General features: G+C 66.8%; 18 protein-coding genes and 1 pseudogene. 6 read left to right on the plus strand and 13 right to left on the minus strand.

The features are described from left to right. The first annotated feature begins 87 nt into the window (after window positions 1–87). The gene (locus N4S67_RS04120; protein ID WP_260991637.1) at window positions 88–243 is read left to right on the plus strand and encodes a DUF6131 family protein; all 156 of its coding nucleotides are present in this window, start codon (window positions 88–90) and stop codon (window positions 241–243) included. On the opposite strand, the gene N4S67_RS04125 is transcribed toward N4S67_RS04120, so the two are convergent. From N4S67_RS04125 to N4S67_RS04155, 7 genes and pseudogenes are all read right to left on the minus strand, one after another. Beyond that, on the minus strand, window positions 240–2615 hold the full coding sequence (locus N4S67_RS04125; RefSeq protein ID WP_260991638.1) for an excinuclease ABC subunit UvrA: 2376 nt from the start codon (window positions 2613–2615) through the stop codon (window positions 240–242). The two genes, N4S67_RS04120 and N4S67_RS04125, sit on opposite strands and share 4 nt — an antisense overlap. Next, window positions 2616–3026 (minus strand): VOC family protein, encoded by a 411-nt coding sequence (locus N4S67_RS04130; RefSeq protein WP_260992052.1) that lies wholly within the window; start codon window positions 3024–3026, stop codon window positions 2616–2618. Between the two features lie 17 nt (window positions 3027–3043). After that, entirely contained in the window at window positions 3044–3496 is a 453-nt protein-coding gene (locus N4S67_RS04135; RefSeq protein ID WP_260991639.1) for a helix-turn-helix transcriptional regulator, read from the minus strand. Window positions 3497–3512: 16 nt separating this feature from the next. Further along, entirely contained in the window at window positions 3513–3959 is a 447-nt protein-coding gene (locus tag N4S67_RS04140; protein WP_260991640.1) for an SRPBCC family protein, read from the minus strand. A gap of 28 nt (window positions 3960–3987) precedes the next feature. Continuing rightward, window positions 3988–4991 (minus strand): annotated as a pseudogene (locus N4S67_RS04145) (CaiB/BaiF CoA transferase family protein). Between the two features lie 90 nt (window positions 4992–5081). Next, on the minus strand, window positions 5082–5522 hold the full coding sequence (locus N4S67_RS04150) for an SRPBCC family protein (protein ID WP_260991641.1): 441 nt from the start codon (window positions 5520–5522) through the stop codon (window positions 5082–5084). Between the two features lie 38 nt (window positions 5523–5560). Then, window positions 5561–6001: an SRPBCC family protein gene (locus tag N4S67_RS04155; RefSeq protein ID WP_260991642.1), complete on the minus strand. Its 441-nt coding sequence runs from the start codon at window positions 5999–6001 to the stop codon at window positions 5561–5563. 32 nt (window positions 6002–6033) lie between these two features. Between N4S67_RS04155 and N4S67_RS04160 the strand changes: the two genes are divergently transcribed. From N4S67_RS04160 to N4S67_RS04170, 3 genes are read left to right on the plus strand one after another with little or no spacing between them, the layout of a single operon-like run. Further along, a complete protein-coding gene (locus tag N4S67_RS04160; protein WP_260991643.1) occupies window positions 6034–6495 on the plus strand; it encodes a nuclear transport factor 2 family protein in 462 nt (153 codons plus the stop codon). 11 nt (window positions 6496–6506) lie between these two features. Further along, window positions 6507–6860, plus strand: a complete 354-nt coding sequence (locus N4S67_RS04165) for a UBP-type zinc finger domain-containing protein (protein WP_260991644.1) — start codon at window positions 6507–6509, stop codon at window positions 6858–6860. Between the two features lie 29 nt (window positions 6861–6889). Next, window positions 6890–7057: a hypothetical protein gene (locus N4S67_RS04170; RefSeq protein ID WP_260991645.1), complete on the plus strand. Its 168-nt coding sequence runs from the start codon at window positions 6890–6892 to the stop codon at window positions 7055–7057. A 1-nt stretch (window position 7058) separates the two neighbouring features. On the opposite strand, the gene N4S67_RS04175 is transcribed toward N4S67_RS04170, so the two are convergent. The 3 genes from N4S67_RS04175 to N4S67_RS04185 form a co-directional block, all read right to left on the minus strand. Continuing rightward, window positions 7059–8039 (minus strand): NAD-dependent epimerase/dehydratase family protein, encoded by a 981-nt coding sequence (locus N4S67_RS04175; protein WP_260991646.1) that lies wholly within the window; start codon window positions 8037–8039, stop codon window positions 7059–7061. Between the two features lie 45 nt (window positions 8040–8084). After that, window positions 8085–9647, minus strand: a complete 1563-nt coding sequence (locus N4S67_RS04180; protein ID WP_260991647.1) for a phytoene desaturase family protein — start codon at window positions 9645–9647, stop codon at window positions 8085–8087. Window positions 9648–9709: 62 nt separating this feature from the next. Beyond that, window positions 9710–10324, minus strand: coding sequence for a TetR/AcrR family transcriptional regulator (locus tag N4S67_RS04185; RefSeq protein WP_260991648.1), 615 nt, complete (start codon window positions 10322–10324; stop codon window positions 9710–9712). 80 nt (window positions 10325–10404) lie between these two features. On the opposite strand from N4S67_RS04185, the gene N4S67_RS04190 reads away from it, so the two are divergent. Both N4S67_RS04190 and N4S67_RS04195 read left to right on the plus strand, forming a co-directional pair. Next, complete coding sequence (locus N4S67_RS04190) at window positions 10405–10899, plus strand: DUF2834 domain-containing protein (RefSeq protein WP_260991649.1); 495 nt, start codon at window positions 10405–10407, stop codon at window positions 10897–10899. Window positions 10900–10925: 26 nt separating this feature from the next. Further along, window positions 10926–11714, plus strand: coding sequence for an MBL fold metallo-hydrolase (locus tag N4S67_RS04195; protein ID WP_260991650.1), 789 nt, complete (start codon window positions 10926–10928; stop codon window positions 11712–11714). Here the strand turns inward: N4S67_RS04195 and N4S67_RS04200 are convergent. Genes N4S67_RS04200 through N4S67_RS04210 form a run of 3 tightly spaced genes read right to left on the minus strand, consistent with a single transcriptional unit; the run spans window position 11711 to window position 14789 of the window. Beyond that, window positions 11711–12553 (minus strand): SDR family NAD(P)-dependent oxidoreductase, encoded by an 843-nt coding sequence (locus N4S67_RS04200; protein WP_260991651.1) that lies wholly within the window; start codon window positions 12551–12553, stop codon window positions 11711–11713. The genes N4S67_RS04195 and N4S67_RS04200 overlap by 4 nt on opposite strands. Next, window positions 12550–13434: an alpha/beta fold hydrolase gene (locus N4S67_RS04205; protein WP_260991652.1), complete on the minus strand. Its 885-nt coding sequence runs from the start codon at window positions 13432–13434 to the stop codon at window positions 12550–12552. Before N4S67_RS04205 ends, N4S67_RS04200 begins: the two co-directional genes overlap by 4 nt. Then, the gene (locus tag N4S67_RS04210) at window positions 13431–14789 is read right to left on the minus strand and encodes a cytochrome P450 (protein ID WP_260991653.1); all 1359 of its coding nucleotides are present in this window, start codon (window positions 14787–14789) and stop codon (window positions 13431–13433) included. The genes N4S67_RS04205 and N4S67_RS04210 overlap by 4 nt, the downstream gene beginning before the upstream one ends. Between the last annotated feature and the right edge of the window lie 62 nt (window positions 14790–14851).

Genomic DNA, 14851 nt, shown 5'->3' on the forward strand with positions numbered 1-14851 from the left:
CCTTAGGGGTGTAGTAGCACCCCCCTTAGGGGTGTTGGCTTGATCGAGCACGCACCGAGTCATTACGAATCAGAAAGGCGCACAACGATGATCATTCTCGGCCTGATCCTGCTCATCGCCGGTTTCCTTCTCAAGATGTCGATTCTGTGGACCATCGGCATCATTCTGCTCGTCGTCGGCCTGATCCTGGCCGTGCTCGGGCGAACCGGCCGCGCTGTGGGCGGTCGTCGGCACTACTTCTAGTTCTTCGGTCGGCTGCTCCCGGTATAAGCCGCGAGGTGCTCGCCGGTGAGCGTCGTTGCGTCCGCGACGAGATCAGCCGGCGTGCCCTCGAAGACCACCCGGCCGCCGTCGTGACCCGCCCCGGGACCGAGGTCGATGATCCAGTCGGCATGCGCCATCACGGCCTGATGGTGCTCGATGACGATCACCGACTTGCCCGAGTCGACCAGGCGGTCGAGTAGCGCGAGCAGCTGTTCGACGTCGGCCAGGTGCAGACCCGACGTGGGCTCGTCGAGCACGTAGATGTCACCCTTGTCGGCCATCTGCGCGGCCAGCTTGAGTCGCTGCCGCTCGCCACCCGACAAGGTGGTGAGCGGCTGTCCGAGGCTCAAATAGCCCAGGCCCACGTCGGCGAGTCGATCCAAAATCTTATGTGCGGCAGGCACTTTGGCTTCGCCGTCGGCGAAGAACGACTCGGCGTCGGCGACCGACATCGCCAGCACCTCGGCGATGTTGCGTCCGCCGAAGGAGTACTGGAGCACCGCCGCCTGAAAACGCTTCCCCTCGCATTCCTCGCACGTGGTCTGAACGGTCGCCATGACGCCGAGATCGGTGTAGATCACGCCTGCGCCGTTGCAGGTGGGGCAGGCGCCTTCGGAGTTCGAGCTGAACAGCGCCGGCTTGACGCCGTTGGCCTTGGCGAATGCCTTGCGGATCGGTTCGAGCAGCCCGGTGTAGGTCGCCGGGTTGCTGCGGCGCGAACCACGGATCGCGCCCTGGTCGATCGCGACGACGCCGTCGCGCGCGGACACCGAGCCGTGGATCAGTGAACTCTTTCCCGACCCCGCCACGCCGGTGACGACGCATAGCACGCCGAGCGGGATGTCGACGTCGACGCATCGCAGGTTGTGCGTCGACGCACCGCGGATCTCGAGTGAACCCGTCGGCGTGCGTACCGAATCCTTCACCTGCGCGCGGTCATCGAGATGGCGGCCCGTGACGGTGTCGCTGCCGCGAAGGCCCTCCACGGTGCCTTCGAAGACCACCTGACCGCCGCCCGCGCCGGCGCCTGGGCCGAGGTCGATGACGTGGTCGGCGATCGCGATGGCCTCCGGCTTGTGCTCCACCACCAGCACGGTGTTGCCTTTGTCGCGCAGTTGCAGCAGCAGCTCGTTCATCCGCTCGATGTCATGCGGATGCAGGCCGATCGTCGGCTCGTCGAACACGTAGGTGACGTCGGTCAGCGACGAGCCGAGATGACGGATCATCTTGGTGCGCTGCGCTTCACCGCCGGACAACGTGCCCGCCGACCGGTCTAGTGACAGGTAGCCCAGCCCGATCTGGGTGAAGGAGTCGAGGAGATGCTGGAGGCCGGCCAGCAGCGGCGCCACCGACGGCTCCTTCACGTCGCGAAGCCAGTCGGCCAGATCGCTGATCTGCATGGCGCACAGGTCGGCGATGTTGCGACCCTTGATCTTCGACGACCGGGCTTGGGCCGACAACCGGGTCCCGTCGCACTCCGGACAGGTCGTGAATGTCACCGCCCGCTCGACAAAGGCGCGAATGTGGGGCTGCATCGCGTCGACTTCCTTGGAAAGGAAGGACTTCTGGATCGTGGGGATCAGTCCCGAATACGTCAGGTTGATGCCCTCGACCTTGATCTTCGTCGGCTCCTTGTGAAGAAGGTCGCCGAGTTCCTTTTTGGTGTACTTCTTGATCGGCTTGTCCGGGTCGAAGTAGCCGCAGCCGCGGAAGATGCGGCCGTACCAGCCCTCCATGCTGTAACCCGGGATGGTGATCGCGCCCTCGTTGAGCGACTTGTTCTCGTCGTACAGCGCCGACAGATCGAAGTCGCTGACCGAACCCATCCCCTCACAGCGGGGGCACATGCCGCCGAGGATGTTGAAGTCGCGGCGCTCTTTGACCGTCTTGCCGCCCTTTTCGAACGTGACCGCGCCGGCTCCGCTGATCGACGCGACATTGAACGAGAAAGCCTGCGGCGAACCGATATGCGGTTTGCCGAGCCGGCTGAACAGGATGCGCAGCATGGCGTTGGCGTCGGTCGCGGTGCCGACCGTGGAGCGCGGGTTGGAGCCCATCCGTTCCTGGTCGACGATGATCGCCGTGGTCAGCCCCTCGAGTCGGTCGACTTCGGGCCGGTCCAGCGTCGGCATGAACCCCTGCACGAACGCGCTGTAGGTCTCGTTGATCAGCCGCTGCGACTCCGCGGCGATCGTGCCGAACACCAGCGAGCTCTTGCCGGACCCCGACACCCCGGTGAACACCGTCAGCCGACGTTTGGGGATCTCGACGCTGACGTCTTTTAGGTTGTTCTCGCGGGCACCGTGTACTCGGATCAGGTCATGACTGTCGGCCGCGTGCGTGTTCGGCATTCAGGGCAGCTCCTGGATGCGGACCGTGTTACCCGCGGGGTCGCGGAAGGCGCAGTCGCGGGCTCCCCACGGCTGGTCCGTCGGCTCCTGCATGACGTCGGCGCCGCTGGCCGCCACCTTTTCGAACAGGGCGTCGACGTCACGGGTGGCCAGCATGATGCTGGCGTAGGTGCCCTTGGCCATCATCTCGGCGATGACGCGCCGTTCGTCCTCGGTGACGCCGGGATCAGCAGCGGGCGGCGTCAGCACCAGGTTCATCTCGGGCCTGCCCGCGGGGCCCACCGTGATCCAGCGCATGTCTTCGTATCCGACGTCCTTGCGCACCTCGAAGCCGAGCGCATCGCGATAGAACGCCAATGACTCTTCGGGATCGGTGTGCGGAAGGAAGCTCGCGTTGATCGTGATGTCCAGCCTGTTATTCATGGCCGTCACGCTAACTGCGGCTGCGCTCCCGATGCTTCTCGATTCCTGATCGGTCGGGTGACCTGTTTGGCGATGCACGACGGGATGCCCGCCGCCTCGCGCGTCGCTTCGCGCCGATAGACGCTCGGCGGCATGCCGACCAGTTCGGTGAAGCGCGTGCTGAAGGTGCCGAGCGACGAACAGCCGACGGCGAAACACACCTCGGTGACCGACATGTCGCCGCGCCGCAACAGCGCCATCGCGCGCTCGATGCGCCGCGTCATCAAGTAGGCGTACGGCGACTCGCCATAGGCGAGTTTGAACTGGCGCGACAGGTGTCCGGCCGACATGTTGACCCCGCGGGCCAGCGCTTCCACATCAAGCGGCTGGGCGTATTCGCGGTCCATCCGGTCGCGGACGCGGCGCAGTAGCTTGAGGTCGCGCAGCCGCTGCTCCTCGTCGGATCTGCTGGCGGTCACACAAGCAATCTAGCCATCACCGGGCGCGCATATGACTCATCACCCGCTTGCGCAGGCTCTCCACCGCCACGTTGAGAACAATCTTTTTGGCCCGCTTGACGATGAACTCCGGTATCGGAGCGGCGAGGTCGATGATGAGGTCGAAGCGCACCCGCGTCTTGTTGTCGCCCTCGGGCGTCAGGTTGTACTCGCCGTGCTGGCCACGCTGCTGGAACGTTTCGGCGGCATCCCACACCATCCACCGGTCGCCCCAGTGGTATTCCAGTACTTCTTTGTCCGTGATGCCCATGATCTTCAGCGTCGCCTTGACGTGATGTGGCTTGCCGTCGGGATAGCGGTCGAGCACCTCGGCGCTCTTGTGCACCGCCGACCACGACGGCACGTGGTCGATGTCGGCCAGCACGTCGAGGATGGCCTCCGGCGGGGCGTCGAAGACCGCTTCCTTTGAAGCTCGGACGGCCATAGGGCAAATGTAACCAAGCCGCCCGGCTCTACCAGCCGATCTCGGCTATCGGCGTGGTGGATTTCGGCGGGGCGCCGATGGGGCCCGCGGGTGTGCGGGAAAACCGCGGGGCCGGCGCCGCCTGCTCCACGCCGTCGACGACCGTCAGCGTTCCGCGCGCGGTGAGGTGCTCGTTGCCCGCGGCCTCGGTCCACGACAGCACCGGCGTGACGCACGCGTCGGTGCCCGCGAACACCGCACTCCACTCGTCGCGGGTCCTGCTCGCAAAGCGGTCGGTGAAGATGCTGCGCATCTGCGGGTAGGCCGCGATGTCGAACTGGTTGGGCACCTCGTCGGGGGAAAGCCCGAGCCCGCGGAGCAGTTGCGCAAAGAACTGCGGCTCGATCGCCCCGACGGCCATGTAGCCGCCGTCGGAGGTCTCGTATGTCCGGTAGAACGGGGCTCCGCCGTCGAGCAGGAACGACTCGCGTTGGTCCTTCAGTGCGCCGGTCGATTTCATCGTCCACATCATCTGAGACAGCATGCTGACGCCGTCGACCATCGCGGCATCGATGACCTGTCCCTGTCCGGAGCGTTCGCGTTCGTAGAGCGCGGCGACGATGCCCGCCAGCACCAGCATCGACCCGCCGCCGAAGTCGGCGACCAGGTTCAGCGGCGCGACCGGCGGCCGGTCTTTGTAGCCGATCGCGCTCAGCGCTCCGGTCTGCGACAGGTAGTTGATGTCGTGGCCGGCTGTCTTCGCCAGCGGACCGTCCTGACCCATCCGGTGATGCGGGCGAAGATCAGCCGCGGGTTGACCGCCGCGCAGTCGTCGGGCCCGACGCCGAGGCGTTCGCAGGTGCCGGGCCGGAAGCAGTCGAGCAGCACGTCGGCCTTGGCGGCCAGCTCGAGCAAAACCTGCGGTTCGTTCTTGACGTCGAGGTCGACGATGCGCTTGCCGCGGTGCAGCAGGTCGACGTCCTCGGCCGGCATCGTCAGCCCGCCCGGTCTGCGCACCCGCACCACGTCGGCGCCGAGGTCGGACAACATCATCGCGGCGTGCGGTCCCGGCCCGATGCCGCCGAGTTCGATGACCTTCACCCCGGCCAGGGGTCCCGTGTTCGTCACGGGGCCGAAGCTAGCTCAGCCCTTCTTGACCTTGAGCACCCGCTTGCGCAACCCGTCGGTGGCGGTGTCCATCAGACCCTTGGCGCCCTTCTTGATGAGAAAGCCGGGCAGGGGTACCAGTGGCTCGACCGTCAGCTCGAAACGGACCTTCGTCTTGTCACCGTCGGGGGTCAGCGTGTACCGACCATCTTGTGCGCGTTGCTGTTTGGCGCTCACCAAGGTCCAACTGACACCGTCGTCGTGCACCGTGTAGTCGAGGACCTGTTCGTCACTGACGCCGACGATCTTGACGACTTGGCGAGACTTGCTGGGGCGGCCCTTGTCGTCGCGCTCGAGTACCTCGACCTTCTGATGCGCCGACGACCACTCGGTCAGCGACTCGAGGTCGGTCAGTACGTCCATGATCTCTTCGGGTGTCGCCTCGATGACGACTTCGCGTGTTTCGGTGACGGCCATGACGGGGTGATTGCCAACCCCGGGCGCGTCGAAACTCGTCAGCCCTTCTTGACCTTGAGCACCTGCTTGCGCAGGCCATCGGTGGCCGCCTCCAAGCCGCCCTTCATCGCGCGCTTCAACACGAAGCCCGGGATGGGGACCGACGGGTCGACGGTGATCTCGAACCGCACCTTCGTCTTGTTGCCGTCGGCAGTCAGCGTGTAGGACGCGTCCTGGGTTTTGAGCTGGCTGGACTCCAGCAGCTTCCAGCTGGCGCTGTCGTCGGTCCACGTGTACTGCACGGTCTGCTCATCGGAGATGCCCATGGTCTTCAACTTCAGCCGGACCCGGGTCGGCCTGCCGTTCGCGTCCCGCTCGAGCACCTCGGCGCCCTGGTGCTGCGACGACCAGTCCGGCGCCGACTCGACGTCGGCGATGACATCGAGGATCTCTTCGGGACTCGCGTCGATCACGACCTCGCGGGAATCGCTGGTAGCCATGGCGAGACCCTAGCCCGATTACGGTTGACCGGATGGAGCTTTGGGAGCTTTCGGCGCGCGAGCGCATCCGGGACACGCTGGCGGCCTACAACTGGTCAGGCGATGCGTTGCGACTGCCAGAACTCGCCGAAACCTTCTGCGAGGACGGCGCGCTCGAGCTCCGCGGATCCGACCCCATCCGCGGCCGCGCCGGCATCGTGGCGTTCCTCGGCGGCGCTGTCGCCGCGCCGAACGCGACCGCGCACGCGTCGGGCGCGCGACGCATCGTGCGTCACAACGTGACGAACATCCGCTTCACCGAGGTGACGCCCGAACAGGCGCGGGTCGCCTGCTATTTCACGGTCGTCACGGAGATCGGTCTCGACCACTACGGGCGGTACCGCGACGTGTTCGTGCCCGTCGGTGATGACTGGCTGATCCGTCACCGCTTCGTGTCGACGGACTGGAATGCACCGGATTCGACGATGGCGACGGCATCCGCCCACCGCCAGTAGGCTCGACTGTTATGGAAGCTGCCGTGGACCCGACCGTTGCGCCGAGCGGGACCGGCTGCGCCGAATGCGAAGCCGACGGCGGCTGGTGGGTGCACCTGCGCCGCTGCGCGGCGTGCGGCCACATCGGTTGCTGTGATGACTCCCTGGCCCGCCACGCATCGGCGCACTGGCGCGACACCGGGCATCCGATCATCCGCAGTTTTGAACCGGGCGAGGACTGGTTCTGGAACTACGACGCGAACGAGTATTACGACGGACCGGAACTCGCTGCGCCCGAGTGTCATCCGGAGGACCAGCCGGTTCCCGGCCCGCGCGGTCGGGTTCCGCAGAACTGGATGACTCAACTTCGCCAGCGCGGCGACTAGAACGTAGGTCGGCTGGGTAGTCAGAGCGGGTGAGCAAAGAAAAGCCCGACATCGCCGAATCCGATTCCGGACCCGAGGGCGCGGACGACGACGTCGTCAGCGATCCGGCGAGGTCGGCCGGTGGCAGCGGCGACTGGTCCGACGAGGGGGGCGCGACCGACAGCGGGCCCGCCGACACCGGCGATGAGACGCAGTGAATCAGACGGATTGAGCCAGCGCTGACAACGTCTCGGCGGCAGAGTGTTCGGGCTTCCAGCCCAGCTGTGACTTCGCCTTGGCCGTGTCCATCACCACCGACGTCCGCCCGACGTGCAGCCACTCCAGTACGGAGGGGACGAACGGAAGTCGGGCGATGACCTGCGAAGCCGCCGACGCGGCGATTCTGGGTACCCGGACGGGGCGCGCGCCCAGTTGCTTGGCCACCGCCGACATCGACACCACCCCGTCACCGGCGATGTTATAGGCACCCGGCGGCGCGGATGTCGTTGCCGCCAAGGCGATTGCGGCAGCGACGTCGTCGTGATGGACCAACTGGAGCGGCGTGCCGGGGTCCGGGAACGGCGGCTTGAGCAGGGGCAGGGCCTGCGCGACCTTCTTGACCGGACCCGGTAACTGGTTCCACGGCATCGCTTCGGCCAGTGCGGGCGCTCTCGGGCCGGCGACGATGCACGGTCGCAGCACGTACGTCTCGAGATCCGAGCCCGTGACGATCTCGGCCAGTGTGGCCTCGCAAGCGGCTTTCTGCTCGGAGTAATAGTGCTCCGGCGAGCCTCGGGGCGGAACGTCCTCGGTGAGGGGAACGGGGTTGTCGGCGTGGTAGCCGTAGGCCGCCACGGACGAGGTGTAGACCAGCCTGCGGGGCCGTTCGGCGGCGACGGTCGCCTCGAAGACGTTGCGAGTGCCCTCCAGGTTGACCCGCGCACTCTCCTCGCGCGAGCCCATGATGATGAATGCGAGGTGCACCACCACGTCGGCGTCGGCGACCAGTGCGTCGACCGCCGCGCGGTCACGGATGTCCCCCTGCTGGTACCGCGTCTTGGTCCATCCGAGGCGCGCCGGGTCGAACGGCCGACGCGCCATGCCGATGATCTGCTCGACTTCGGTGCTGTGTTCCAGCGCCTCAACCGCCGAGATGCCGATATCTCCCGTCGGGCCGGTCACGGCCACAGTCAACCCCACACCCGGCAGCGTTCCCCGTCGCCGATGTTCCGAAACGACAGGCGGCTAGGGCGCGTCGGCCAGTGCCTGCTTGGCGGCGTTGTAGCCGGGGACGAATGTGATACCTGGACCGCCGTGACACCCGGCACTGCCCAGATACAGTCCCTCGATCGGAATCGGTTGATCGACATACCCTTTGGGTCCTGGCCGATTGATCCCCATCTGGTCCGGATGAATGAGCCCGTGACAGTAGTCGCCGCCGGGTGCGCCGAACATGGTGCCCATGTGCTTGGGGGTGAACGTGGTGTGCAGCGTGATGAGGCTTTCGAAGTTCGGAGCCAGCCGGGTGATCTTGTCGATGACCCGCTGACCCATCTCGGCCTTCATTTCGCCGTAGCCCTGTCTGCCCTTCTCTATCGGGAACCACAGTGAGAACGCCGAGGCGGCGTGCTTGCCGTCCGGCGCGAGGCCGGGATCGTTGACCGACGGAATCTGCAGGGCGATCGCGGGGTCGGCGGGCACGATGCCCCGGCGGCAGTCCTCCCACTGCTGCTGCAGTTCCTCCGGCGTGCTGAAGATTCCGATGTTCGACTGCATCGCGGGGTCGTTGAGCAGTTCGTAGGGCGCGGCGAACTCGGGGGCGCCGTCGAGCGCGAAGTGCATCTGCAGGTAGCTGCCGCGGTGGTCGATTCGCGAAAACCGCTCGCGCACATGGTCGGGCACCGCGCTCGCGGCGACCAGCTGGGTGAGCGTCAGGTCGGGCGCGACGCCCGAGACCACGACCGGCGCCGTCACCGTCGAACCGTTCTCCAGGCGGACACCGGTGACGCGTCCGTCGGCGACCGATATCTCCTCTACCTTGCAGCGCAGCCGCAGATCCCCTCCGCGCGAGGTGAATACTTCACAAAGATGGGCGGTGAGGGCCCCGATACCACCACGCACCTTCTTGACCAGTAGCGCGTTCTCGTCCGGAACGGCGAACCCGTAGGCCAGCGCCGCGGCAGTACCCGGAGTGGCCGGGCCCCGGTAGGTGGTGTTACACGCGAGCAGCGACAGCATGCCGCGCAGCGCACCGTGCTTCTCCCGGTCGGGCAGGTACCGGTCGAGCACATCGGTGACCGATCCGAACAACAGGTCGGTGATCGTCGAGCGTTCGAATTCGTTTGTCGCGCAGGCATACATCTCGTCGAGTGTCTTCGGCGGCCGGCCTGCGTCGAACCGCCCGAGAGCCCGTGTCGGCGCCTGGCACCACGCCATCAGTCCGGCCATGCCGTTGACGGTCTCTGCGCCGTGCACCTCGTTGATGTGGGTCATCAACTTCATCGGGTCGGTGTAGTAGACGAGGGGTTCGTCGCCGACACCGCGAAGGGACACCGACATCACGTCGAGGTCGACGGTCGGCAGCGCGTCGAGACCGAGTTCGCGGCTCACGGCCGCCGCCGTCGGAATCTGCACCGAACCGGCGATCTCGAACTTGAAACCGTCGAATAGTTCGACGGTGGAGGCCATTCCGCCGGCATAGAGCTTGGAGTCGAGGCACAGCGTGCGCAAGCCGGCCTCCTGCAGCAGGGTGGCCGCGGTCAGCCCGTTGTGGCCGGCGCCCACGACGATAGCGTCAAAGTCCGCCATCGGCTGAGGCTGACACGGGTCCAAAGTTTTGTCAATATTGACAAAACTTCAGCACCGCGCGGTCAGACGCCATCGCCGATGCCGCGCCGCAGCGACTCGAGCGCGGCCCGGCACAGCCGGGCGAGTTCGGGCAGCGACCGCTCGCCGTTCTCGCCGCCGAGCATCCACACCTCCATTGCACCGAACACCGCGGCCGCGATGCACCGGGCGGTGACGGTGATGTGCATGCGCTGGTCGGTGCCGGGTGCGGGCGGATCCTCTTTAGTCAGGTGTTCCTCGATCGCCTCGGCGAGCTCGGCTTCGACCTGACGCATATGCCGAACGATCCGGCCGGGCTCGATTTCCTTGGCGCGCAGAAGCGCGGTCTGCGTGACGGCCCAGTCGTCGTACGGCCGAGCCATGATCGCGGAGTGCACCGCATCGATCAGCGACTCGTCCGGCGAGCGGGCCGAAAGCGCGGCGCGGAACCAGTGCAGGCCCGCGTCGTAGTCGGCGAACAGCAGGTCGTGCTTGGACGCGAAATGGCGGTAGAAGGTCCGCAGCGACACTCCGGCGTCGGCGGCGATTTGTTCGGCCGAGGTGTCCTCCACGCCCTGGGCCAGGAACCGCACCAGCGCAGCGCGGCGCAACGCTTCTCGGGTGCGCTCACTGCGCGCCGTCTGAGCAGGCCGGGGCATATGCAGAAAAGTACCCGAGGCGACCCCGGGCCAGTTATGTCAATATTGACAAAACTTTGGCCGATCGCGAGACTCCCGCTATGGTTTCGCTCGTCGTCCACCTCGTGCTCGGGTTCGCGGTCCTGGCCGTCATCGTCAAGACGAACCCGACGATCTTCGCGCGCGTCGCCTCCGGCCCGCAGGTCTCCAAGCTGGAGCTGTTCTACTATGTCGCGGGCATCGCCTCGGTGGTGCTGGGCTATTACTTCAACAACCAATACGTCGCGGAGTATGCGCCGCCGGGTGGGCTGCACAATTTCGTCTGGGGCCCCGGCAGCTGGACCGAATTCATCGTGCTCGGCTACGACAACCCGGCCGCCAGCTCGGCGAGCCAGGATTACACGATCATGAGCCTGCTGCTCTTCCCGGTGTGGTCGATCGTCGACGGGCGCCGTCGCGGCATCAGGCACGCGTGGTTGTACTGCGGGTTCATCCTGTTCGCCAGTTCGGCCTTCGCCTGGGCGTTCTACCTGGCGACCATCGAACGCCAGCACCGACACCAGCGGTCAACGGTCGAGGTCGATTCCCTGACCTGACCCCGCAGGCCTTACAGTGGCGCCCTGTGAGGGTTCACCACCTCAACTGCGGCACCATGAATCCGCCGACGGCGCCGCGCCAGGTCTGCCATGTGTTGCTCGTCGAGTCGGACAACGGCCTGGTGCTCGTCGATTCCGGTTACGGGCTGGGCGACATCGCGGATCCGGCGCGCCGACTCGGCCCGACCCGCCGGTTCTTCCGGCCCGTGTACGACCCCGACGAGACCGCGTTGCGTCAGATCGAGCGCCTGGGCTTGCGCGCCGAGGACGTCCGCCATATCGTCACGACGCATTTCGACTTCGACCACATCGGCGGCATCTCCGACTTCCCACACGCCCGGATCCACGTCACGGCCGCCGAAGTCCGAGGCGCGCGGAATGCCTCGACGTTCGACGAGCGTCTGCGCTTTCGCCCCGCGCAGTGGGAGCACGGCCCACACATCGTCGAGCACGATCCGGACGGCGAGAGCTGGCGCGGATTCGCCGTGGCCAAGGAGCTGACCGAGGTTGCGCCCGGCATCGTGCTCGTCTCGCTGCCGGGCCACACCCGCGGGCACGCATGTGTCGCCGTCGACGCCGGGCACCGCTGGGTGCTGCACGCCGGTGACGCGTTCTTCCACCGCGGCTCGGTTGACGGCCAGTCACCCGTTCCGCGCATCGTGCGCTTCATGGAGCCGAAGCTCGCGCACGACCGAACACGGTTGCCGGACAATCACGCTCGGCTTGCCGAGCTCTATCAACGCCGCGACCCCGACCTGTTCGTGGTCTGCTCTCATGACGCCGTACTCTACGAGCGCGCGAAGGAGACCGCCTAGGCCTTCCGTCGCCGGAGGGTGGACTCGAGCCGGCTCAGCACGTCGAAATAGTGCGTCGGCGCCACGCGCGCGAGCCCGTCGAGGAAGTACGCATCGGGGCCCACCAGAATCCGCGCCTTCCCCGCCTCGACGCCGCGGTGGATGATTGCTGCGGCCTTGTCGGGCTGCGTCATCGTGATCGCCGCGAACTCCTGAGCCATCTGCTCGTGTGAACGGCCGCGGCCGTCGGGATCCTTGCGGAACCGGGCGTTGCGCACGATGTTGGTGTTGATGCCGCCCGGGTGCACGTTGACTGCGGTGACCCCGGTTCCCCGCAGCTCTTGGCGCAGCGAGTCGGTGAAGCCACGGACCGCGAATTTCGCAGCGCAGTATGCGCTGTTGGTCGGCATGCCGACGAGGCCGAACACGCTGGAGGTGTTGACAATCGCACCTTCGTTCTGCTCGACCAAGATCGGTAAGAACGCCCGTGTGCCGTTAACGACGCCACCGAAGTTGATGTCCCACAACCATTGATCGTCCTCTGGCACCGCGTCGAGAACGCGTGACGCCACCGCGACGCCTGCGTTGTTGAACACCGCGCCGATCGGCTGGGGAGCCCACTCGCGGACCTCGGCAGCGAAGTCGTGTTGCGCAGCGGCGTCGCGGACGTCGAGCACCTTCACCATGGCCGGGCCGCGCAGGGATGCCTCGGTCTCCTTGAGCCCGAGCTCGTCGACGTCGACGATCGCCACCGGGCAAGAATGCGCCGAAAGGCGTTGCGCCAGAGCGCGTCCAATGCCTGACGCCGCTCCGGTGATCACGGCGGTACGGCCGCTGATCGTCCTGCGTTGCTTGCTCATGCGTGCTCCTTGACTTCTGCGTGTTCGGTGATCAGGTCGATGATTCGGGGCCACGCGCCCAGCGGGAGGTCGTGGCCGAGGCCGTCGATGGTTTCCAGCCGTGCGCCGGGGATCGCCCGTGCGGTGGCCGCCCCGCCGGTCGGATGCACCATCAGGTCGCGGTCCCCGTGGATGACCAGGGTCGGCACGTCGATACCGGCCAGCTCGGCGGTGCGATCGCCGGAAGCGAAGATTCCCGCCAGCTGGCGAACGATACCGCCGGCGGTGGGGTCGCGGTCCCACGCGATGCCCGCCGCCTCGCGCACCATGTCCTCGTCGAACGGAAAGCCGTGAGAACCGATGTGGCGGAACATGTTCGCGGCGCGCTCCATGGCCTCGGCGCGCGTGCGCGGAGGCCGCGCCGTCAGCATGCGCCGCCACGTGGACGGGGCGGGTCGGCCGAGCCGCGGTGCTCCCGTGGTCGACATGATCGATGTCAGGGTGCGGACCCGACCCGGGTAGTGAGCGGCGACGGTCTGCGCGATCATGCCGCCCATCGAGATTCCGACGAGGTGGGCGTCGGAGTACCCCAGCACGTCGAGCAGGCCGACCGTGTCGCGCGCCATGTCACCGAGGTGGTATCCGTTGCGTCCGCGCAACATCGCCACGGGGTTGGGCGGCCGATAGTTCATGTGCGTGGACCGGCCTGCGTCGCGGTTGTCGAACCGCGTGACGTAGAAGCCCCGTTCAGCCAGCTCGGCGACGAAACCGTCTGGCCACGAATGTAATTGCTGGCCCAAGCCCGCGATCAGCAGCAGCGGCGGGGCGGTTGGGTCGCCGATCTGCTGGTAGCAGATTTCGATGCCGCGCCCGACGTCGGCCAGCGTGTCCCGGCCGGTCATGCCGTCGCCCGCGCAACGTCGGTGCAGGCTGGCGACGAGTTGCGCGCGCGGCGCCGGTACACCACCGCGCGGCCGCCGCGCGCCGGCGCGGTCGCGACCCCGCGGGAATGCCGACGCTCGCCCTGCGCATAGGTGGTACCGAATTCGAACTCGCGCAATAAGGTACGCAACGTCACATTCATCTCCATGTTCGCGAACGCGGCCCCGATGCACCGGCGAATGCCGCCGCCGTAGGGAATCCACGTATGGGTGTCGGGGTTCGAACCGAGGAACCGGTCGGGATTGAAAGTGGCCGGCTCGGCGTAGTTGCGTTCGGAGTGGTGAGCCATCGCGATACTCGCGATGATCGCGTGCTTCTCGGGAATCACCCACTCGCCGAGCCGGATCCGCTCGCGGGTGATCCGGATCGTGGCCTCGACGACGGGCCGGGTGCGCTGCACTTCCCAGATTGTGGCCTGCCGGAGTTCCGAGCCCGACGCGTCCACCTCGGCCGTCAGGCGCGCCAGCAACCGCGGGTGCCTGCGCAATCGCTCGACCGTCCACGCCAGCGTGGTTGCGGTGGTTTCATGGCCCGCGGCGAGCAGGGTGAGCAGTTCGTCGGCGATGTGCCCGTCGGAGATCGGCGAGCCGTCCTCGTAACGGGCCGCCAGCATCAGCGCGAGGACGTCGTTGCGGTCGTCGAAGGCCGGATCGGCGCGAGCCTCGCAGATGAGCGACGCGATGATCTCGTCGTAGCGACGACGGTTGCGCTGCACCCGCCCCCACGGACTCCACGGACCCAGATCCCGCCGGAAGGCAGGTGGGAGCACCGCCATCCGCGATGCCAGCGGCACCATGGGCGGGAGCAGTTCGCGCAGGTCGTCGAACGCGGTGCCCTGCGCACCGAACACGGCCCGCAAGATCGCATTGAGCGTGATCCGCATCATCGGCTGCAAGGTCTCGAACTCGCGACCTTCGGGCCAGCCGGCGATCTCGCGCATGACCTCTTCCTCGACGATCGCTTCGTAGCCGGTCATTCGCTTGCCGTGAAACGGCGGCACCAGGAGCTTGCGCCGTTCGCGGTGTTCGACGCCGTCGAGGCTGAACGTCGACCCCGGACCGAGGATGGTGCCCAGGTTCGAGGCGCGTGCCACCAGGTCGCTGTTCGCGGTGAACAGTTCCTTGACCAGCCCGCGCTCGCTGATGACCACGGTGTCGCCGAAGATCGGCAGGTCGAGAGTGAAGGCGCCGCCGTACTTGTGTCCGATCGCCTGCACCGCGCGATGGCGGGCCGTCAGGAACGCGGTGCCGATGACCGGCTTCGGTATCCGCGGCCCCGGCGGTAGCCGGACCGGGTCGGTGGTCGCCTCAGCCATTGTCACCTCCGTGGTACACCAAGGTACCGCAGACGGTACGCGGTGGTACCGACGATGGCAAG

Source organism: Mycobacterium deserti, from assembly GCF_025345615.1.
GTDB lineage: Bacteria > Actinomycetota > Actinomycetes > Mycobacteriales > Mycobacteriaceae > Mycobacterium > Mycobacterium deserti.